We start from the raw sequence: 19,333 nt of genomic DNA, 5'->3' as shown, positions 1-19,333 counted from the left end.
ATATAGTTTTATTTGCAATTGACCTAATTATTTAAAAATTGTAACGTCATCATTAAAGAACAAATAATAAGTTGTTGTTTTAAGAAAAGTAATAATTCAAATAAAAATTCAGTTTATCAATTAAACAATTGTACGGTTTTTTTTAAATCATAAACTTTATAAGTATTCAATTAAGATCACGTAAAGGGGCAAGTAAAAATGCAGAAAAAACGTATTGTTGTATTAGGAGGTGGAATTGCGGGAATGGAATTCGTGACCCGATTATCCTCTTTATTGAAATCTGAACAATATGAATTAATGTTAATTGATAAAAGCGAATATCATATTTGGAAACCGATGCTGCATACATTTGCTGCAGGAAGTGCGAAACCCAATGAACAGGGGATTAACTTTCTTACACAGGCCAAACGTGATGGTTATATCTTTAATCCGGGAAATGTTTCAAAAATTGACTTGAAACAGAGAAAAATCACTTTAGACGCATTATATGACAAAACCAACAAAGAAATACTTCCGGAACGGAATATTGAATTTGATTACTTGGTTATTTCAATGGGCAGTAAAACCAATGATTTTAACACTAAAGGTGTAAAAGAATATGCCTATCCAATTGATGATCTGGATCATGCCCTTGATTTTTACAATGATTTAAGGAATTTTATAATACAAGCTGCAATTTTGAAGGAAAAGCATCATGTTGTCATTGTTGGGGCCGGAGCGACTGGAGTTGAGTTAAGCGGTGAAATTATCTATCAGCTTAAACAGTCTTCACAGTATGTTGGGTATGATTTTACCGATTATTTGCATTTGACAGTTGTGCAATCAGGGGATCAGATTTTACCCACTTTTGAGAAAGAAATTGGTAATGCTGTCAAAGTGACCATGAATAAAATTGGCATAAATACTTTGTTATCAGCGCGCGTAAAGGAAGTAACCAAGGATCACGTATATCTTGAAAATGGTACTGTAATTCCTGCAGATCAGGTTGCTTGGACAACCGGAATAAAAGGTGATAATTTATTGCAGGAAATTGATGGTGTCGAATATTCCAAACGATCCCAGATTGTTGTGACCCCACGATTACAAGTCATTGGGTTTCCCTATGTATTTGCAATGGGAGATTGCTCTTCTGTTCAGGATAACTCTTTACCACCAACCTCGCAAGTGGCTACGCAACAGGCCTACTATTTAAGTCGTAATTTTTTAAAACTGATTCAAGATCCTGCTTCGGTCAACCCTTTTGATTATAAAGATTATGGTTCACTTGTCAGTGTTGGACGTTATCAATCTTTTGGTGTTTTTGGTCATCATATTGCAATAAGAGGGTGGGTTGCCAAAATTGCACATTTATATTTGTATCGCTCACATCAAATCAGAATATTGGGTTTGAGACGAGCAATCAGCGCAATTTTGGCAGATAAATTCAGAAAGCTGTCAATATAGTTAGGCTCGATAAAAGGTTTTGGGTTTGCTTGTTTGTATTAAGAGCATAAATAAATCATACATCCACCACAGCCAGACAATTCCGCAAAAAACATAACCTATCAGGACTATTTTTGTAACTAATCCTAAAACCATAAGGAAAGCCATCAGGATACCGGTAAAAAATTTGTTGATATAGAGACGATGCACCCCGAAGAAGCCCAAAAAAAACCAAAGGATCATAGCGATTACAAATGACCGGTTACTAACATTTAAATTGGTTACCAGACTTATTAATCTTTTACATTCCTTTAAAGTTAAATTGTTTTTGAACATTGATGATTAGCTTCCATTAAAAATTAATGATCAATGTATTATATAGTTCAAATATCTTGATTTTAAATGTATTGGGATATGGGAATGTAGTATTAACTGTTTGTTTAAAATATAAATAAATTATTGATTTATATTAGATCAATGTTCATTATTTTTGAACATTGATTGTAAATAATATGTAACAAACTTTGAATCATTCAAGAAACTATTCTATTCTTCATAAAAAGCGCAAAGTTTGTTTCCATCAGGATCACGAAGATAAGCCAGATATTTATTTGTTCCTTTGCGTAAACCTGGAGGGTCCTCAATTGACACACCACCATTGGCTATTCCTGCGGCATGGAATTGATTGACCTGTTCGGGAGAGTTCATTTGAAATCCGATAGTTCCACCATTGGAATAAGTTGCAGCCTGTCCGTTGATTGGCTTGCAAATAATCAGTTTTTGACCATCCTTCGCATAAAAAGGACGCCCCTTTTTATCAAATCCTGAATCGGAAAGATTCATAACCTTGAAAATAGAATCATAGAATTTCTTTGCTTTTTCTACATTGTTGGTGCCGACGCAGATGTGACTGAATAACATGTTTATTTCCTTATAAAATTACTTGATTTGTATAAATAGGTTAGAATTGATATTGCCTTTTCACAATGAATTTTTTAATCTTTTGATTGTTTTTGAAGAAAAATGAGAGAAATTAAATCGTATCTCTCCTTGAGACCCTCCAAATTCTTCACCCTTTGCAATAATTATTTTTTGTTTTAACCATTCCTGTAAAAGGGTGGACAATTCCTTGTTTTTGTCTGGAGGACATTTTGAATAGAGATAAAGTCCACCTTTTGGAGGTTGAATTTGAAACAGAGATTGGTAATTTTGATCCAACCAATGACATAGATTCTTTGCTTTTTTCGAAAGTTTTTTCTGTAGAAAATTGAAATGATTATCCATTTGATGGGTTAAATAATACTGGGCAAGTAATTGTGGTAAAACACTTATTCCACCCTCGATTTGACGTCTAACATTGGCAAGCTGATGGATAATGGGACGAGGGGCTATAATCCAACCAACACGGATTGCTTTACCAATATATTTAGATAAAGAACCAAGATATATAACCTGTTTGTATTTGTCATACATTTTGATGGATCTACAATCGGTATTCTCATCAAACGAAAGTAGGCTATATGCATCATCTTCAATAAGAGGAATTTGATTATCATGACAAAGCCGTAGGATTTCTTTTTTACGAAAAGATGAAAGGATTGAACCGGTTGGATTTTGAAAAACTGGATTTAAAAAAATCATTTTTACGGGATGTTTACGAATCAATTTCTGGAGTATTTCTGGGTTCACCCCATTTTGATCCAGTGCAGCAGGATGAACACGTAAACCGGAAGCTTGAAAAATGGGAAGTCGGAAAAAAGAGGAAGGGGTTTCTATCGCAATATGATCGCCTGGCCCTAACAAGGTTTGAGTCAATAAAAAAAGGGCCTGCTGAGTTCCAGTTGTAATCAGAATTTCGGATAGGTCAACTGATATACCTATACGTTTTTTCATATGATATTGAACGGCCTGGCGAAAGGAATAAAGACCTAGAAGTGTAGTTTCATCATCTTGTTCTAACGATAGAACATGTTGCCAGGGTAAATCGGTAGGATCAATTTTTGGTAAAAGGGAAGGTGCAAGATCACCAGTTGCCATATCAATAAGGTTGATATGCTTTTCCTGAACCTTTTTACGTAATTCTTGTATATGAATCTGATAGGGATCTCGCTGATATTGGGTATATACCGATTTGACAGGATACCAATTCATTGATGGATAAAGATTTATTTCATGTTTGAGCGGATTTACATACGATCCACTGCCTATTTTTCGAATTAATAATTTTCGATCTGTCAATTCGTTCAATGCACGGATAACAGTTGAACGATTGATGTTCAGGAGATGGCTCAACTGCCTTTCAGAAGGCAATCGTTCACCAGGACCCAGGGTGCCATTGATAATGGCTTGCTGAATAAGATGAATAAGTTGTTGATATAACGGTTTATTGGAAGAGGAAGACAAAGTCCACATGATGATCAAACCCTGAATACAGAGTCATGATATAATATCAATATTTTTTTTACTATATTATTTTTTCATTATCATTATGGAATTATTTCCATTGCTGGATATTATCAAGCTAGGTTTTTGGTTATAAAACATATTTCTTTCAAAATTGCCGATTGTATTTGTTGTAAAGACATCGAACGATCTTTCTATTATTCTTTCTACAAACGGGAAACTCTTTGTCAAATTTATAATTCCAGTTGATCCGGCATTGGTTATTAGTCATGGCAATTTTCAAGTGAGCTTATAAATTTAATGATTATATATAAATTGGATGGGTTTGAATCATACCAATTGGATGTTTTAATTCCCTGAATGTTTATGCATGATAATCTTAATTTAAACCGGAGAATATATTAATGAATAAAAAAGTAGGATCTGAAAGAGTAAAACGTGGTATGGCCCAAATGCAAAAGGGTGGGGTCATTATGGATGTTGTGAATGCAGAACAGGCAAAGGTAGCAGAAGCAGCGGGTGCAGTTGCCGTGATGGCTCTGGAACGGGTTCCTTCTGATATCCGTGCTGCTGGAGGGGTGGCTCGTATGGCTGATCCAACTATTGTCGAGGCTGTTATGAAAGCGGTGACTATTCCTGTAATGGCAAAAGCCCGGATTGGTCACATTGCCGAAGCTCGCGTACTTGAAGCAATGGGTGTTGATTATATTGATGAAAGCGAGGTTCTTACACCTGCAGATAATGAATATCATTTGCTGAAAAGTGAATATACAGTGCCTTTTGTGTGTGGATGCCGTGATTTAGGTGAAGCGTTGCGCCGTATCGGAGAGGGTGCCTCTATGTTAAGAACCAAGGGGGAACCGGGCACAGGTAATATTGTTGAAGCTGTACGTCATATGCGCAAGGTTCAGTCACAAATTCATCATGTAATGGGATTGAAAGACGATGAATTGATGGTATATGCACGTGATCTTGGTACACCTTATGAATTGATTAAACAGGTCAAACAACTTGGCAAATTACCTGTTGTAAATTTTGCTGCGGGCGGTGTGGCAACACCTGCGGATGCGGCCTTGATGATGTCATTGGGTGCTGATGGCGTTTTTGTTGGATCCGGTATCTTCAAATCAGAAAATCCCGAAAAATTTGCCCGTGCAATTGTTCAGGCAACAACTCATTATGAAGATTACAGATTGATTGCCGAATTATCCAAGGGGTTGGGTGTGCCAATGAAGGGTATTGAAATGAGCAAATTATCAGTGGATGAACGAATGCAAGAACGGTCCCACTAGATTTTGGGAAGGGGGAAATTTAAATTTCCCCTTTATGAAATTTTTATAATGTTGATCAAAAAGGTATATATGAACCATTATGCATAAAAAAATTGGGGTTCTTGCGTTACAAGGAGCAGTGAGTGAGCATATTGCCCAGTTGCAGGGATTGGGTGCTTTGGGAATTGAGATCAAAACAGCAGAAGATCTTAAGCGGGTGAAGGGATTGATTATACCTGGTGGTGAATCAACAGCAATCAGCCGTTTGATACAAGAAGTTGGACTTTATGAACCAATACGTGATTTTGCAAGAAAAAATCCGGTTTTTGGTACTTGTGCAGGCCTAATTTTGTGTGGTTCCTCTATTACAGATGGTGGAGAGAAATTAAAACCTTTAAATTTGATCGACATTGACGTAACACGTAATGGTTTCGGTCGTCAGATTGACAGTTTTGAAGTTGATTTGGATATAAGGAATATAGGAAAAAATATTCCTTCCGTTTTTATTCGCGCCCCTTATATTGCTTCAGTTGGTGAAGATGTAAATGTCCTGGCGGAATATGATAAAAAAATCGTTATGGCGGAACAGGGGAATATTCTAGTTTGTTCTTTTCACCCCGAATTGACTGATGATAATCATGTAATGCGTTATTTTATGGATAAAATTCCGGATTAATTCTTGAAAAAATCATTTATTAATTACAAATTTTTAAAAAATTTAGCCAATATCATAATAAATTATTGATATTGGCTTATTTATATGAAACTGTTTTATTTGTTAAAATAAATTTAATTCCATTCATCCAGTTTCCAATCGCCTTTATTCCAGTCATTATGCAATTCTGTCGCTTTTTCTTCTAAATTTTGATCCAAGATAGCCTGGTGTATAATTCGCATTAGCCTTTGGTAATAGGCAAGATTATGCCAGGTTAGCAACATTGCTCCAAGGATTTCCTTGCTGCGGAAAAGATGATGGATATAGGCACGACTGTGTTTTGAACAGGCGAGGCAATCACATTCTGGATCAATAGGTCGCCGATCATGAATGTGACAGGCGTTTTTCATATTAAATGTTCCACGGCTTGTATAGGCACGACCGGTTCTTCCCGCTCTTGTTGGCATGACACAATCGAACATGTCAACCCCCCGCATAACTGATCCCAACATATCCTGTGGCGTTCCCACACCCATTAGATAACGAGGTTTGTCTGATGGAAGATAGGGAACAGTCACATCAAGGGTTTCAAACATTTGTTCTTGGGGTTCACCAACAGCAAGTCCGCCAATTGCATAACCTTCAAATCCTATTTTGTTTAATGCCTCCGCGCTTTCAATCCTTAAATCGGGTTCAATACCTCCCTGAACAATGCCGAATTGAGCATAACCAGGTCTTGTCTTGAAGCGTTTTCTTGACCGTTCCGCCCAACGCATCGACATACGCATTGAGCTGGCAATGGTATCATGACTGGCTGGAAGTGCAGGACATTCATCAAAACACATGGTTATGGTGGCATCAAGCAGATATTGAATATCCGTCGAGGATTCTGGTGTCAATTTATATGTGGATCCGTCAATATGAGAACGAAAGGTAACACCTTCCTCGTTCAGTTTACGTAAGGCCCCCAGAGACATCACCTGAAACCCGCCAGAATCCGTTAAAATAGGTCCAGACCAATCCATAAATTTGTGTAATCCACCCAGTTCATGAATCAGTTCCGCCCCTGGACGAAGCATCAGATGATAGGTGTTTCCCAATACTATTCCCGCTCCGGTTGAACGGACAGCATCCATGGTCATGGCTTTGACTGTTCCCACTGTTCCTACAGGCATGAAGGTTGGCGTGATTACGTCGCCATGAGCGGTATGTAATATTCCCGCACGGGCTTTATGATCTTGAGCTTGTTGTGTCCAATGGAATTTTAACGATGTCATGATTGATGTGTCAAATTAAAAAAGGTCAATTTATTGATGTTATATAAATTTATTCTATGAAAAGGAAGATTAAAAAATTATCTAATTATCATGGATATTGAAAATTTATCATGATCTGGGGGATAGTGATCATTAATAAAATGATAAATAAAGTAGATTATATTCTTTGAAATTCTTACAAGTTTTCGAAAAACCTGAATATTTTAACATTATAATTGATAAATATTGTATTTAGAGATAGGCATTTAATATAGTTAATATTCATTCAGTAATAAATCAAAGTATTGCAGAAGATATGGCTGTTGTTGGTTCTATCTAGAAAAATCCCTGTGATAATTTATCTTGCATGAAATCTGAAAATCTTTCATTCATTTAAAATGACAGGGTTGTTATAACCCTGGAAATTAAAATATTTTGTTTATTATAAAAATTCTTTTTCGATAATACATGCATCCCCGTAAGAATAAAAACGATAATTGTTTCGAATAGCATGTTCATAGGCTTGACGCATTTTTTCTGTTCCACCAAAAGCGCAAACCAGCATAAATAATGTGGATCTGGGTAAATGAAAATTAGTCATCAAAATATCGATGGATCTGAATTGATGACCCGGACGTATAAAAATGGATGTTTCCTGTTGAAAAGGGTGAAATATTCCTTGTCGATCAATGGCACTTTCCAATAATCGCAAGGTTGTTGTTCCCACCGCGATAATACGTCTTTTTTCAACTTTAGCTTGATTCAATCGTTCAGCGTTTTCTGGACTGAGCACGCCATATTCTGCATGCATATGGTGATCATTGATGTTTTCACTTCGCACTGGTAAAAATGTTCCAGCACCCACATGTAGAGTAAGGGCCAGCCGTTCAACACCTTTATGATCAAGCTGGGTTAATAATTCTTCTGTAAAATGCAATCCGGCTGTAGGAGCGGCAACTGCACCAGGATTTTGTGAAAATATTGTGTAATAATCCAGCTCATCCCTTTCAGTTGGTCCATAGGGACGACGAATATAGGGAGGTAGCGCCAATTGACCAGATGTATTAAGCCATTTATCAAATTCATTACCCTCAAGATTAAAACGGATAAACGCACCACCACCTGCTTCAAGTTTTACCACTGTGGCAAAACATTTTTTATCTGGAAAATCAAGGCGGTCTTGTTCCTTTAAACGTTTACTGTTTTTGATCAATACATGCCAAGTACCATCTCCCATCGGTCGATCAAGTGTAATCCCAATGTGAGCCACACCCCTTTGTGCGAATAATTTGGCGGGAATGACCTTTGTATCATTGGCAATCAAGATATCACCCTTTTGAAAATAACAGGGTAAATCCCGTATTGTTTTATCCTGAAATTTCCCCGATTTTGATGGAATGTAAAGAAGTTTGGCAGCCTCTCTGGGACGGGCCGGATGCTGGGCAATGCAATGTTCAGGAAGCTTGAAATCAAAATCTGCAGTAAGATCAGTCATGGATTATTATGATTGGGCCATTAAAAAATGTTGAGAATATACATTTATTAAATGTATATATCGGTTAGAAAGATCAAGAGATAAGAATTATTGGTCCTCTTGGCAAGTATACAAACGAACTGTATCGTCTTCATAACGTATATCATTTAATGTTTTTTCTTCAGTTAAAATACGGCATCCTGTCACATCGGGATTATCTTTTGCTCCAACGCGATAATAAGCCAATGAATTCTTTACTGGTTTCCCTTGTTTAATCGTATCATTATTAAAATTACCCATAACCATAAAGGATAATCTTTCCGCCTGTGTTATCTCATGTGGCGTGAAAATGGCGCTGGTTAGAGGGAAAGCGTTTTTTTGTAATTGATCGTAATAGGCAGGTAACTTATTTTTCGAAAATTGATGCAAGGTATTCATATTATAGATTAATGCAATGATTGCTAATAATAAGGTTAGTAATTTTGTATAATAATTAACATCACGCCCAATTAAAATGGCACTGATGATACAGATCAAAATTATATGGGTATAACTGTAATGGGCCAGTCTTGTTTTGGCGAGACTGAAGATCAGAAAACTTGACAGGATTGCAGAAAGAATAATTAAAATATCATATGAAAACATTTTCCATTTTCTAAATGAAAAAGAATAAATCAAGGCGAAAATGAAAATTATGGTGATCAGACTAAAATGGTCCACAAGCTGATTAAAAAAATACCAGATGGAATGGTAATGACCTGTAATACGGTCAGAGGCTCTGGCTATAAGGTCATAGCGGTACATTTCCTTGATAAAATCGAACTTGTCATAGGGATAACGTAATGCTAGCCAGATTAAAATAGGTGAAAAAAAAACGATTATGGGAAAGGTAAATGATTTTATTGAAAGCTGTTTGTTTTTGAATAAATAACCGTAAGCAATAAAATAGGGAATAGCCATAAAAAGAGCATGCCAGCTTTTTGTTAAAAAAGCCAAGGCAGAAAAAAAAGCCGCAAGTGCAATATGTCGGGTATCATTTTTACTTGCTAGGGCGATTACAACCATAACTTGGCAAAATATATAAAAAGCATCCGCGTCTCCAGAACGGAAACCGTGGGTTTTGATTATCAGGGATGCAGTAAATATTAGGGATAAAAAAAGAATGGAGCTGATTATATTATATTTTTTATATGTGTAATAACAGACAATACTGCAAAGCAGTATTGTTGAGACTATTGAAAATAATCGTACTGTTAAAATGGATTTCCCAAATAAAGAAATGATAATACAAGTTGGTAAAAAGCTGAGTATGGGCTTTAAATTCCACATATCAGTTTTATTCATCCATGTGTTGATAATCCAGTTTTTATTGATATTCATTTCAATTGAACTGACTGCATGACGGCTTTCGTCCCAGCTATCGAAATGGGTAAGATTTATGTGATAGAAAAGGGTGTAATAGAAAACTGCAAGAAGTATAAACAATAGAATAATAAAAAAATTTTTTCTTGTTAATAAAAACATAATTATTCAGTCATCATTATAAAAACAGGTTTTTATTCATAATCAATTATTTCGTTAGAAAATATAGGGTTTGAATGAGTGTTAAAATGTTAATTTATAAATTTTTACAAGAAAATAAAGATATTTCGTTCTGATCATGTTTATTTTTTAATTCTGTTACTTTTTCAGTTACGGGATGACATCGATTGATATTGGAATTGTCATTGCCTTGATCACGATAAAAAACCAGTGCTTTTGATATGGGTTTTCCATATTTGATTTTATCATAATTGAAATTGCCAAATACCATGATAGCTAAACGTTCATTCTGTTCTATATGTTGTGGTACATATAAGGTATTATATTTTGGATAGGCATTTTTTTGTAGTTGATAATAATAGTCTGGCAAATGTATTGAAGAGATTTTATGTAGATTGGTAAATGCAAAAATAACTGCTATAAAACTTAGAATAATAATAAAATATCGGGTATATTTATTAATGTCTCGACCAATCAAAATACTTGTGACCAGACAGATTAATATAATATGCGTATAGCCATAATGGTAAAGTTTTGTTTTAGCCATACTGTAAATCAGCAGACTACTCAAAATGGCTGATAAATAAATGATGATATCATAAGTTAAAAAATGTTTTTTCCTATATTTGTAACTATAAAATATGGAAAATATAAATGTTAAAAAAATGAGGCCAAAATTATTGAATAAAATTTTTATAAAATAATTCCAGCTATGAATATGATTTTCAATCATATGGGAGGAGCGTTTTATTAAATCATAACGCACCATTTCTTTGATAAAAGCAAAACCATCATATTGATAACGTATGCCAAGCCATATTAATATGGGCAAACTAAAACAAATGACAGGATATAAAATAGCTTTTATATTGAATCGATGGCTTTTAATTAGATAACCATAGGAAATTAAAAAGGGTAAGCCCAGGAAAAGAGCATGCCAACTTTTTGCTAGAAAAGCTAACGATGAAAAAAAAGCGGCCAGAGTAATATGAAAATGATCATACTTTGTTGCTAATGATAATGTTGCGATAATTTGACAAAGGATAAAAAATGAATCAATGTCACCGCTTCTGAAAGCATGGTTACGAATTAAAAGTGAGGTTGTAAATAGAAGTGAAATAAAAAGAATGGCTGTGTAAATATTATATTTTTTAATTGTATAATAACAGACAAGATTACATAAAAATATTGCACATAAAAGAGAAAAAAGACGGATTGCTAGAATTGATTTGCCAAAAAGTAAAATCATTAGACAAGTTGGCAGAAAACTTAAAATAGGTTTTAAATTCCACATGTCGGGTTGGCCAGCCCAACTGTTTATAATATAATTATGATTGTAGATCATTTCCAAAGCACTGACGCCGTGTCGGCTTTCATCAGAACTGGCAAAAGGGATTTGGTTGATATGAAAGAATAGAATAAAAATAAATAGACCCATTAAGGCTATTAATAAAATATTCCAAAAATTCTTTATGATTATTAACATGTTTAAAATATTTATAAATTAAAAATAATTTTTTTATATTAAAATGATTGGGAGTCAATGAATATTATACAATAAAATTCTATATAATAATAAATTTATAATGAATATAAAGACTTGCAGTTTATTTGTTATTGTGAAGGAATATAATTTAAATATTTAAATTATATTAGAAACTACGAAGCATGATAGTAGGATTAATAGTCTAATCAACTAAAATATTTTTTATAGCACAATACGGTTTATTACCAATTAAACTTTTGGTTTTGTTAAACTATTTATCATTTGATATTATATTATAAAATTTAATCGGTTTTTTTTCTAAAAGCATCTAAACTTATAACCTGTGATTTCTCTTTCGATGCGTTACTTTCCTTAGAAGGTTTAGCATCTTTTAATTCTTCCATATTATTTGTAACTGTACGGAGTGTTTGAACAGGTGTCTTTTCTTCAGATTGAATCACGGTTAGACTAGAGGGAATAGGCTGAAAATTAAATGCTAGATTAACAAACGGATCTGCAAACCCAATAATAGATCCGAACGGAATAATCAATATACTCCCAACCCCGCCAAATGAAAGACCAACAGACATTTGCTGTTTAATTCTGTTGATTTTCAGATCCCAAAATTGATGTTGTAAAACAATCGTCATTTCTTCTGGATATTTTTCTTTAAGTTGGGGTGGAATAATCACATCAGGATAGTCGGTTTTAAACTGGATATAGAAATTATGACTCCCAGGCAGTCCATCTTTTGCAACTGATTCCAGAGCTTTTAACATGACCTCACGATAGGCAGCTTCAATCCATTCATTATATGGTAAAAGGGAAGGAGGGTTTTCGTTAGAACCTGAATTATCTGAATTGGTCATTGTCTAAACTTTAACTATAAAATCAATAATCTAAAGTGAAGGGTTTCTGTTGCCCGGCACCCTTCAAGCCGCGCTTGTCACATTGGCTTATTAGGCCGCGATAGCGTGTGCCTCGAAATTATCGTTGGCATTTGTAAAAAACAGTCCGATAACGGTGGTACAATACCGAGCAAAAAATATATCTTTACTACGCGTGTCGATCCTGTTTCGTCCCCATAAGCTTTATGGTGGAGACGCCGGGTACCGCCCCCGGGTCCACTACGCCTATTTCATATACCGTTTATTGCCATAGTTGGGTAAACCAACAATTTTAATATAATAATATTTCACTAATAAAAAAAGGGGAAATTAATTTTTTTTGATCCAAATTAAATTTCTGGGTAACCGTAATTAATTTCCAATTGTTTTTACTTATTATTTCTTTATAATTTTCCGTAATAATCTTAACAGGAAATAAGCAATGAAAAAATCAGTAATCTTTGGAACAACCGCAGCCATTCTTGTACTAGGTTCAAGTCTTGGAGGTGGATATATTTATCTTCAGCATCAGCTACACAATCGTCTTGATGCGGGAATTAAAATGTTGGAGCAATCCTTTCTGGGTTCTTCTATTGTTTATGATCGCAGTGTAACCAATGTATTCACACGTAGTGCCATTTTGGAAAAAGTGAAGATCAAAGGCCAGTCTGGGCAATTATATACAATGGATAAATTGAATATCAAATCTGGTTCACGTAATGGATTGATGAGCGCTACAATTGATAATTTTGAGACAAAAATTGATAGTGACTTGATGATGAATAACGGGCAGATTCACGTTGATCATATTGATTTAAACAATTTTGTTCCCAGAAAGGATTTGCTTGACATCGATGCATCTGGAAAAATCAAGAGTGTTTATTTTTCAAAGGCAAAATTTGATTTGTTAAATCTGAAGAATATTACAATGAAATTATCTTCTGGATCGGAAAAGATAGCAATAGCTCAATATCAAATCAAAAATTATGGATTAGATCGAAAATCCGACCAAACTTTGAATGATTTCCGTTATTATGATAAAGTTAATAATCGGGACAATTATTTCAATATTCAATCACTTCAGATTAAGGATTTGAGTTTTGCTAAATTTTTCCAAAATATTGAAAATGGAAAAACATTTGAATTTGCAAGTGACGAACCTAAACTTTTTCATATTAAAAATGTCGAATTAAAAATTGATGCTGCACGATATCAGCTTGGTGACATGCAAATTTCGACAGAAAAAGATGGAAAAAACCGTTTGTTTAGAGGTAATAAATTCGATAACTTACAATTACAAACCGATAGTGATCCAAGACTGTACGCTTTAAAGCAATATGGTTATGATCAACTAAATATTTTCGGGAATTTGTCCGCGCAGTATCATTATGATCTGCAAGAATGGAATCTTGAACCGTTCCAGATTGGTGCAAATAATATTGGGAATGTAAAAATTAATGCTCGTGTAAAAGGTCCGGAAAAACCATCAGCAAATAATGAAATGGCAATGATAAATGATTATAAGATTGTATCCTTTACAATGCATTTTCGTGATGATGGATTAATACAACATTTGGCTGATCTTAAAAGCCGTGAAAAGAATGAATCCGTTGATCAGATTAAGCAAGAATGGATTGAGGATTTACAGAAACCCGATAGAGATTTTCCGGAATTGTCTAAACAAGCTGGAAATGCTGTCATTGATGTTATTTATCATCCGGATCATGAGCTTACAATTGAGGTTAATCCAGACAAACCTTATTCATTTTTAGATCTAACTTCATATAATGCCAGTCAGATAATTGATCATTTGAATATTAAGGTTCACAGTGATTCTAAGCATTAATAATGGATTTTATAAAATAAATTCATGAATTTATTCGGCTGGATTGAATAAACTTACATAAATTACATTTTCAAGATGTGCAAAATGAATAAATTGAAAAAAGTATTTTTCTCTCTATTTGTTTTGCTTTTTATTTATTATAGGACTGAATTTATATAATATAAGTTATAGGGGGGGTCCTGTTCATATTAGAATACACGCATAATGCCCTGACACGGATTGCAGGAAAGTAGCCAAACTTGTTGCCAAAGATATTGAATGGAATAAAGATGGAAAAATCAGGGTATCAAATTCATATTAACTATTTGAGAACAGAGGGTATGGGAAACGGTACAAGAATTATTTTGGGAAGTATAGCCAATTTTTTATATAAAACAGGCTATCATTCAATTACGGCTGATTTTTCATATGATGATAATCAGTCATTTTTTACTAATGAAGCCCGCTATATATTTCGGAAAAAATTTTGTCCACATTGATCTGTCCTGTTTATCGGGTTTGAATTTAAAGCCGCAAAATTTTGATATGGATATTTTATATAATCGATTAATTTTAAAATCCGGAGAACTATTTATTATAGATTCCGGTTTAAAAGAGCAATTCCTAAGGGAGAGAGAATACAAATCTAATCTTTCCAGAACGGATATGATCGATAAAATTTATTAATCTTGAATCTTCCCAACAGGGAAAAAATTTTACTCTTGATTATCATTTTTGTCAGAGTTTGCCAAAATCTTTAGGGATCCACATAATGAAATGAAAAATATCAGCTGATTTTGGACAGGGTGTAAAAGTTAATGATTTGTTTAAAAGCAGTTTTCTTGATTTTTTTAAATAGCTAACGAGGGGAATATGCAAATCATGACTGTTAAAAACCATTAAAATCATATATTTTAGGAAAATAGTTTTATACTGGTTTATAAATAATTTCTTAGTCGTACTTAAAATGAGTAAATAGATTATTATGGCACTTACAGAAGAACAACAGGCAGATATTAAAGCGCAGTCAAGTCAGCAACTTTATACAAAACGGCCAATTTCACCAGGTTTGGAAGAAATGCTTTATCAAGCTTTTCCTGTACTGGATCATGGATTTGTCAGGGTTGTCGATTATATGGGTAATGATTCTGCAATTGTTCAGGCAGCCCGAGTTTCATATGGAACCGGTACAAAAAAAGTATCGGAAGACCGTGGTTTGATTCGATATTTAATGCGTCATTATCACACAACCCCTTTTGAAATGTGTGAAATTAAGTTTCATGTTAAATTACCAATTTTTGTAGCACGACAATGGATTCGTCATCGTACGGCCAGCGTGAATGAATATTCGGCCCGATATTCAATAATGGATAGAGAATTCTATATTCCCGAACCTCGCGTATTGGCAATGCAAAGTAAGGTTAATCATCAAGGTCGTGGAGAAGTTCTTTCTGCTGACCAATCAGAGGCAGTTTTATCGCTTTTACGTAATGATGCGCAAAAATGCTATGATGATTATGAAAAAATGCTTCGTACTCCTGAAGAAAATGGTTTTGGGCTGGCTCGTGAGCTTGCCAGAATGAACTTGACCTTGAACAGTTATAGTCAATGGTACTGGAAGGTTAACTTACATAATTTATTTCATTTCTTGCAGCTAAGAATTGACTCGCATGCACAATATGAAATCCGTGTTTATGCCGAAGTAATGCTGAAAACGGTTCGGGCATGGGTTCCTCTGGCTTGTGAGGCATTTGAAGATTATCGCAAAGGGGCTGTAACTTTTTCCTCGACCATGATGAGTGTTATTGGCAAGTTGTTAAATGGACAATCTGTTGATCAAGCTGACAGTGGATTAAGCAAACGTGAATGGACAGAAATGATGCAGATTCTGGATCATTACAAATCCTAGAGTTAATGTGTATATAAAATCTCTTGGAAAGATTGAAAATGGAAAAACTTTTATATGTTGCTGGTATTATCATTTTATTTATCGGCATTGTTGCAGCGATGTGGTTTCTTCCTTTTGGACGTAATCTGGATGCGGATAATCAGTATCTACATGAGACTTTTTATACAAAGAAAAAATGAACTATGGTAAATATTTGATTATAAATATGAAAGTAGTTGAAAATTTCATTATGGATTATAAAGATAAAAAGAATCTTCCTGTCGATGAATATGAGTATGAATTACCTGGTGAATCCGTCCATTCGTCATCTGAATCAATGGGAGAAAGTTTTTTTACCCAACCTTCAAATCTTGATTCTGACATTAAACCTCTAGATCCAAATCAAAAAATTGAATTTGCCACTTTACGTCCTTGGTATATTGCCTGTACTTTCGTTTTGGTTTTGGGGTTGATTTTTGAATTTGGAATTTTAGGAAAAAACGGAAAGCAGGGACCTTTATGTCGGTATATGCCAAAAAATAAGGTTTGTTATGTTTTGGCAGGTCCTGGATCTTCTTTAGAGAAATAGATTCGGGGTGACAGGGTTTTTAGGAATTTTTGCTATTTGCAAGTCCTGTTTTACAAATGGCGGGATAAATTAAATCTGCAATAGCATGGTAGGCTTGACTTTCTGGGCCATCAGGTTGTTGAACGGTTATGGGAATTCCCTCATCTGATGCCGTACGGATCGCAGGTAAAATAGGTATTTCCCCCAAAAAAGGTATATTCAAAGCTTTGGCTTCTTTTTTAACACCATCCTGTCCAAATATATAGGTTTTTTCCTGACAACGAGGGCAAAGAAAATAAGACATATTTTCAATGATACCCAATATAGGGGTTCGCGTTTTCTGAAAAAGAGAAATACCTCTTTTGGCATCCAATAAAGCAATATCCTGAGGTGTGGAAACCATTATCGCACCATCTAATTTAATGGATTGGCCAAGGGTAATTTGAACATCACCCGTTCCAGGAGGCATATCAATCAACATGATATCCAACTCTCCCCATTTTACGTCTGACAACAGTTGTTTGACCGCCCCCATTACCATGGGTCCCCGCCATATAACCGCCTGATTCGTGGGAACCAGCATGCCAATGGAAATTGCTGAAATACCCCATGCCGTCATTGGGATCAGTTTGTGGTCTCTTACTTCTACCTTGCCTTTTAGATCAAGCATATGTGGAATGGAAGGGCCATAGATATCAGCGTCCATGATGCCAACCTTTAATCCTTTTTGGGACAAGGCAATCGCAAGATTGACAGTTGTTGAGGATTTTCCAACACCTCCTTTTCCTGAAGCGATTGCAATGACACATTTAACCGAATTGAGAGCTTCAATGGGTTTGGCATTTTTTATATTATTTGCTTTTATTGAAGTTGTATCTGATTTGGTATGACCGGTTTGTTTGGGTGGGAATACCAAGCGTTTTGATATGGTTGGATCATGTAAGCCGGAAGAAATTGCATTCATAAAAACACGGGCTTGTTCCACATTTTTAAGCTGACTTAAATGGTGTTCGATTTTTGCCCGTAATGGTTCCACTTGAGTGGGATCGACATTGGGGACTTTTAACGTTATATGTATTTTTTGGTTTTCAATATGAAGCGTTTCAATCAAATCAGTGTCTAGCAACCGAATATGGGGAGACCATGGAAGCGTAAAATCTTTCAAAGCCTCTTTGACTTTTTGCCGGTTAATTGAAATAGGGTTATTCATGTAAAACCTTGAAGAAACAATCATTAAAAAATGTAATTATCAAGTTTATTTTAAAAAGTATATAACAGATTTGTAAAGTTGTAATGAAGCTCTGAAACTAATTTTCTTCATTTTATTTAGAAAGAAAATGTAGAATAAATTGGAAAGAATCGTTAAGGAATAAAGTTCTGATCAAACAGCAAAAAAAATCAAAAAGGGATCATCGTATCGATGCTTTGCGTGGATTGGCGCTGATCATGATGTATATTGACCATATTCCTGAAAATCTTCTAAATCGTTTTACCATGCGGAATGTAGGGTTTGCCGATGCAGCAGAAATTTTCGTATTATTAGCTGGATATGCTTCCTGGCTTGCATATGGAAGAAGGATTCCGCTTGACGGGTTTTGGAAAATTTGCAAAAGGATTTTTGCACGTTGCTGGAAAATTTATCTTTTTCAGATAGGCTTGGTATTAATTACATTATTCAGCATTTATCAGTGGCGTCGGATATGGATACTGCCAGTTGATTTTTTAGAGCCTGAATTGGCGCATGGTCACAGTATCTTAAGAGTATTCTGGCGGTTGTTACTTCTGGATGCATTGCCAAGTAATTTGAATATTTTGCCACTCTATATCATTTTACTCGCCTTTTTTCCCATCCTTTATTTAATCATGAAATATCGTTGGTGGTTGGCGTTGGGAATAAGTTTTTTGCTATGGAGTTGGGTTAATCTTGATCCATGGTTCAATTTTCCTAACTGGCTCGATCCTGATGGTTGGTTTTTTAACCCTTTAGCATGGCAGTTTTTATTCACGCTTGGGGTTTATGGTTCTATTCTCGCAGGTAAGCATGAAGGTGATTTTCCATATTTTATATGGTTACAGGGACTTGCTATCGCTTATTTAATCTTTTCTTTCCTAGAAGCGTTTCCATGGGGATATTGGGGATTACCCGATTTGAGATTGATAGAACTGCATACTCCTGCAAAGGCTTATCTTTCACCATTGCGATTGATGGACGTTATCGCAATATTTTATCTTGTTCAATCTTCAAAATGGACCAAACATTTTTCCGAAAATAAAATTGGGCAGCTTTTGGCTTTATATGGTCGACATTCGCTGGAGGTTTTTTCCTTGAGTACGGTTTTTGATCTATGGGGGCGTTTGATGTTCGCTAGCTGGGGACAATCAGTATTTTTGCAGCTAGGTATAAATTGTATCGCAATATATATTCTTTATCTCCTGTCTTTATATCTTGATAAAAAAAGACAACGATTAAGAACTATCAATCTAAGATCCCAATAATATTATTAAAGTTCAATAATTTCAAAAATCAGGATTTATTCAGAAATAAGCTTATCATGAATTCATGTCTAAGATGTTAGAATTTTAAAACAGTGTAACCATAAAATCATGATTTTAGATAGATTTATATTTATTTTAATGAATTTTATGGTTAAATTAA

At 34.7% G+C, this 19,333-nt stretch carries 18 protein-coding genes and 1 other RNA gene; 9 read left to right on the top strand and 10 right to left on the bottom strand.

The window, feature by feature from the left end; translation table 11 throughout:
- Positions 1–198: 198 nt before the first annotated feature.
- A complete protein-coding gene (locus H3T46_RS07720) occupies positions 199–1,443 on the top strand; it encodes an NAD(P)/FAD-dependent oxidoreductase (protein WP_198197018.1) in 1,245 nt (414 codons plus the stop codon).
- Here the strand turns inward: H3T46_RS07720 and H3T46_RS09045 are convergent, their stop codons facing one another.
- From H3T46_RS09045 to H3T46_RS07705, 3 genes are all read right to left on the bottom strand, one after another.
- Complete coding sequence (locus H3T46_RS09045) at positions 1,444–1,758, bottom strand: TM2 domain-containing protein (protein WP_155565139.1); 315 nt, start codon at positions 1,756–1,758, stop codon at positions 1,444–1,446.
- A gap of 210 nt (positions 1,759–1,968) precedes the next feature.
- Positions 1,969–2,343 (bottom strand): VOC family protein, encoded by a 375-nt coding sequence (locus tag H3T46_RS07710; protein ID WP_155565140.1) that lies wholly within the window; start codon positions 2,341–2,343, stop codon positions 1,969–1,971.
- A gap of 60 nt (positions 2,344–2,403) precedes the next feature.
- Positions 2,404–3,834 (bottom strand): PLP-dependent aminotransferase family protein, encoded by a 1,431-nt coding sequence (locus H3T46_RS07705; RefSeq protein WP_198197019.1) that lies wholly within the window; start codon positions 3,832–3,834, stop codon positions 2,404–2,406.
- A 395-nt stretch (positions 3,835–4,229) separates the two neighbouring features.
- Here H3T46_RS07705 and pdxS point away from each other — a divergent pair, with 395 nt between their 5' ends.
- Together pdxS and pdxT are read left to right on the top strand one after the other, a co-directional pair.
- Positions 4,230–5,117 carry a pyridoxal 5'-phosphate synthase lyase subunit PdxS gene (pdxS, locus tag H3T46_RS07700; RefSeq protein ID WP_198197020.1) on the top strand — a complete coding sequence of 296 codons (888 nt, stop codon included), beginning with the start codon at positions 4,230–4,232 and terminating at the stop codon, positions 5,115–5,117.
- 79 nt (positions 5,118–5,196) lie between these two features.
- Positions 5,197–5,772 (top strand): pyridoxal 5'-phosphate synthase glutaminase subunit PdxT, encoded by a 576-nt coding sequence (gene pdxT, locus H3T46_RS07695; protein WP_155567855.1) that lies wholly within the window; start codon positions 5,197–5,199, stop codon positions 5,770–5,772.
- Between the two features lie 113 nt (positions 5,773–5,885).
- Here the strand turns inward: pdxT and tgt are convergent, their stop codons facing one another.
- The 6 genes from tgt to ssrA all read right to left on the bottom strand — a co-directional run bounded on the left by tgt (position 5,886) and on the right by ssrA (position 12,723).
- A complete protein-coding gene (gene tgt / locus H3T46_RS07690) occupies positions 5,886–7,028 on the bottom strand; it encodes a tRNA guanosine(34) transglycosylase Tgt (protein ID WP_198197021.1) in 1,143 nt (380 codons plus the stop codon).
- Positions 7,029–7,449: 421 nt separating this feature from the next.
- Positions 7,450–8,502 carry a tRNA preQ1(34) S-adenosylmethionine ribosyltransferase-isomerase QueA gene (gene queA / locus H3T46_RS07685; RefSeq protein WP_198197022.1) on the bottom strand — a complete coding sequence of 351 codons (1,053 nt, stop codon included), beginning with the start codon at positions 8,500–8,502 and terminating at the stop codon, positions 7,450–7,452.
- A gap of 87 nt (positions 8,503–8,589) precedes the next feature.
- A complete protein-coding gene (locus H3T46_RS07680) occupies positions 8,590–10,005 on the bottom strand; it encodes a glycosyltransferase family 39 protein (RefSeq protein ID WP_198197023.1) in 1,416 nt (471 codons plus the stop codon).
- 94 nt (positions 10,006–10,099) lie between these two features.
- Entirely contained in the window at positions 10,100–11,461 is a 1,362-nt protein-coding gene (locus tag H3T46_RS07675; protein ID WP_198197024.1) for a glycosyltransferase family 39 protein, read from the bottom strand.
- A 350-nt stretch (positions 11,462–11,811) separates the two neighbouring features.
- Positions 11,812–12,378 (bottom strand): SspB family protein, encoded by a 567-nt coding sequence (locus H3T46_RS07670; protein WP_155566539.1) that lies wholly within the window; start codon positions 12,376–12,378, stop codon positions 11,812–11,814.
- Between the two features lie 34 nt (positions 12,379–12,412).
- Positions 12,413–12,723: a transfer-messenger RNA gene (ssrA, locus tag H3T46_RS07665) on the bottom strand.
- A 115-nt stretch (positions 12,724–12,838) separates the two neighbouring features.
- Between ssrA and H3T46_RS07660 the strand changes: the two genes are divergently transcribed.
- The 5 genes from H3T46_RS07660 to H3T46_RS07640 all read left to right on the top strand — a co-directional run bounded on the left by H3T46_RS07660 (position 12,839) and on the right by H3T46_RS07640 (position 16,698).
- The gene (locus H3T46_RS07660; RefSeq protein WP_198197025.1) at positions 12,839–14,242 is read left to right on the top strand and encodes a hypothetical protein; all 1,404 of its coding nucleotides are present in this window, start codon (positions 12,839–12,841) and stop codon (positions 14,240–14,242) included.
- Positions 14,243–14,511: 269 nt separating this feature from the next.
- Positions 14,512–14,721, top strand: a complete 210-nt coding sequence (locus H3T46_RS07655; protein WP_198197026.1) for a hypothetical protein — start codon at positions 14,512–14,514, stop codon at positions 14,719–14,721.
- A 485-nt stretch (positions 14,722–15,206) separates the two neighbouring features.
- A complete protein-coding gene (gene thyX, locus H3T46_RS07650) occupies positions 15,207–16,130 on the top strand; it encodes an FAD-dependent thymidylate synthase (RefSeq protein WP_198184773.1) in 924 nt (307 codons plus the stop codon).
- Between the two features lie 38 nt (positions 16,131–16,168).
- The gene (locus H3T46_RS07645) at positions 16,169–16,309 is read left to right on the top strand and encodes a hypothetical protein (protein ID WP_155565153.1); all 141 of its coding nucleotides are present in this window, start codon (positions 16,169–16,171) and stop codon (positions 16,307–16,309) included.
- 26 nt (positions 16,310–16,335) lie between these two features.
- Positions 16,336–16,698 (top strand): hypothetical protein, encoded by a 363-nt coding sequence (locus tag H3T46_RS07640; RefSeq protein WP_155569000.1) that lies wholly within the window; start codon positions 16,336–16,338, stop codon positions 16,696–16,698.
- Positions 16,699–16,717: 19 nt separating this feature from the next.
- Here the strand turns inward: H3T46_RS07640 and H3T46_RS07635 are convergent, their stop codons facing one another.
- Entirely contained in the window at positions 16,718–17,887 is a 1,170-nt protein-coding gene (locus H3T46_RS07635) for an Mrp/NBP35 family ATP-binding protein (RefSeq protein ID WP_198197027.1), read from the bottom strand.
- 134 nt (positions 17,888–18,021) lie between these two features.
- Here H3T46_RS07635 and H3T46_RS07630 point away from each other — a divergent pair, with 134 nt between their 5' ends.
- Positions 18,022–19,173, top strand: a complete 1,152-nt coding sequence (locus H3T46_RS07630; protein WP_347401012.1) for an OpgC domain-containing protein — start codon at positions 18,022–18,024, stop codon at positions 19,171–19,173.
- Positions 19,174–19,333 lie beyond the last annotated feature (160 nt).

The organism is Commensalibacter sp. M0133 (assembly GCF_016101485.1).
Classification (GTDB): domain Bacteria; phylum Pseudomonadota; class Alphaproteobacteria; order Acetobacterales; family Acetobacteraceae; genus Commensalibacter; species Commensalibacter melissae.
This window is presented reverse-complemented; position numbering and strand designations above follow the sequence as displayed.

Excerpts from the sequence above, each read along its gene's own strand:
- H3T46_RS07720 (WP_198197018.1), top strand. The coding sequence starts at position 199 with ATGCAGAAAAAACGTATTGTTGTATTAGGAGGTGGAATTGCGGGAATG.
- H3T46_RS09045 (WP_155565139.1), bottom strand. The coding sequence starts at position 1,758 with ATGTTCAAAAACAATTTAACTTTAAAGGAATGTAAAAGATTAATAAGT.
- H3T46_RS07710 (WP_155565140.1), bottom strand. The coding sequence starts at position 2,343 with ATGTTATTCAGTCACATCTGCGTCGGCACCAACAATGTAGAAAAAGCA.
- H3T46_RS07705 (WP_198197019.1), bottom strand. The coding sequence starts at position 3,834 with ATGTGGACTTTGTCTTCCTCTTCCAATAAACCGTTATATCAACAACTT.
- pdxS (WP_198197020.1), top strand. The coding sequence starts at position 4,230 with ATGAATAAAAAAGTAGGATCTGAAAGAGTAAAACGTGGTATGGCCCAA.
- pdxT (WP_155567855.1), top strand. The coding sequence starts at position 5,197 with ATGCATAAAAAAATTGGGGTTCTTGCGTTACAAGGAGCAGTGAGTGAG.
- tgt (WP_198197021.1), bottom strand. The coding sequence starts at position 7,028 with ATGACATCGTTAAAATTCCATTGGACACAACAAGCTCAAGATCATAAA.
- queA (WP_198197022.1), bottom strand. The coding sequence starts at position 8,502 with ATGACTGATCTTACTGCAGATTTTGATTTCAAGCTTCCTGAACATTGC.
- H3T46_RS07680 (WP_198197023.1), bottom strand. The coding sequence starts at position 10,005 with ATGTTTTTATTAACAAGAAAAAATTTTTTTATTATTCTATTGTTTATA.
- H3T46_RS07675 (WP_198197024.1), bottom strand. The coding sequence starts at position 11,461 with ATGGGTCTATTTATTTTTATTCTATTCTTTCATATCAACCAAATCCCT.
- H3T46_RS07670 (WP_155566539.1), bottom strand. The coding sequence starts at position 12,378 with ATGACCAATTCAGATAATTCAGGTTCTAACGAAAACCCTCCTTCCCTT.
- H3T46_RS07660 (WP_198197025.1), top strand. The coding sequence starts at position 12,839 with ATGAAAAAATCAGTAATCTTTGGAACAACCGCAGCCATTCTTGTACTA.
- H3T46_RS07655 (WP_198197026.1), top strand. The coding sequence starts at position 14,512 with ATGGAAAAATCAGGGTATCAAATTCATATTAACTATTTGAGAACAGAG.
- thyX (WP_198184773.1), top strand. The coding sequence starts at position 15,207 with ATGGCACTTACAGAAGAACAACAGGCAGATATTAAAGCGCAGTCAAGT.
- H3T46_RS07645 (WP_155565153.1), top strand. The coding sequence starts at position 16,169 with ATGGAAAAACTTTTATATGTTGCTGGTATTATCATTTTATTTATCGGC.
- H3T46_RS07640 (WP_155569000.1), top strand. The coding sequence starts at position 16,336 with ATGAAAGTAGTTGAAAATTTCATTATGGATTATAAAGATAAAAAGAAT.
- H3T46_RS07635 (WP_198197027.1), bottom strand. The coding sequence starts at position 17,887 with ATGAATAACCCTATTTCAATTAACCGGCAAAAAGTCAAAGAGGCTTTG.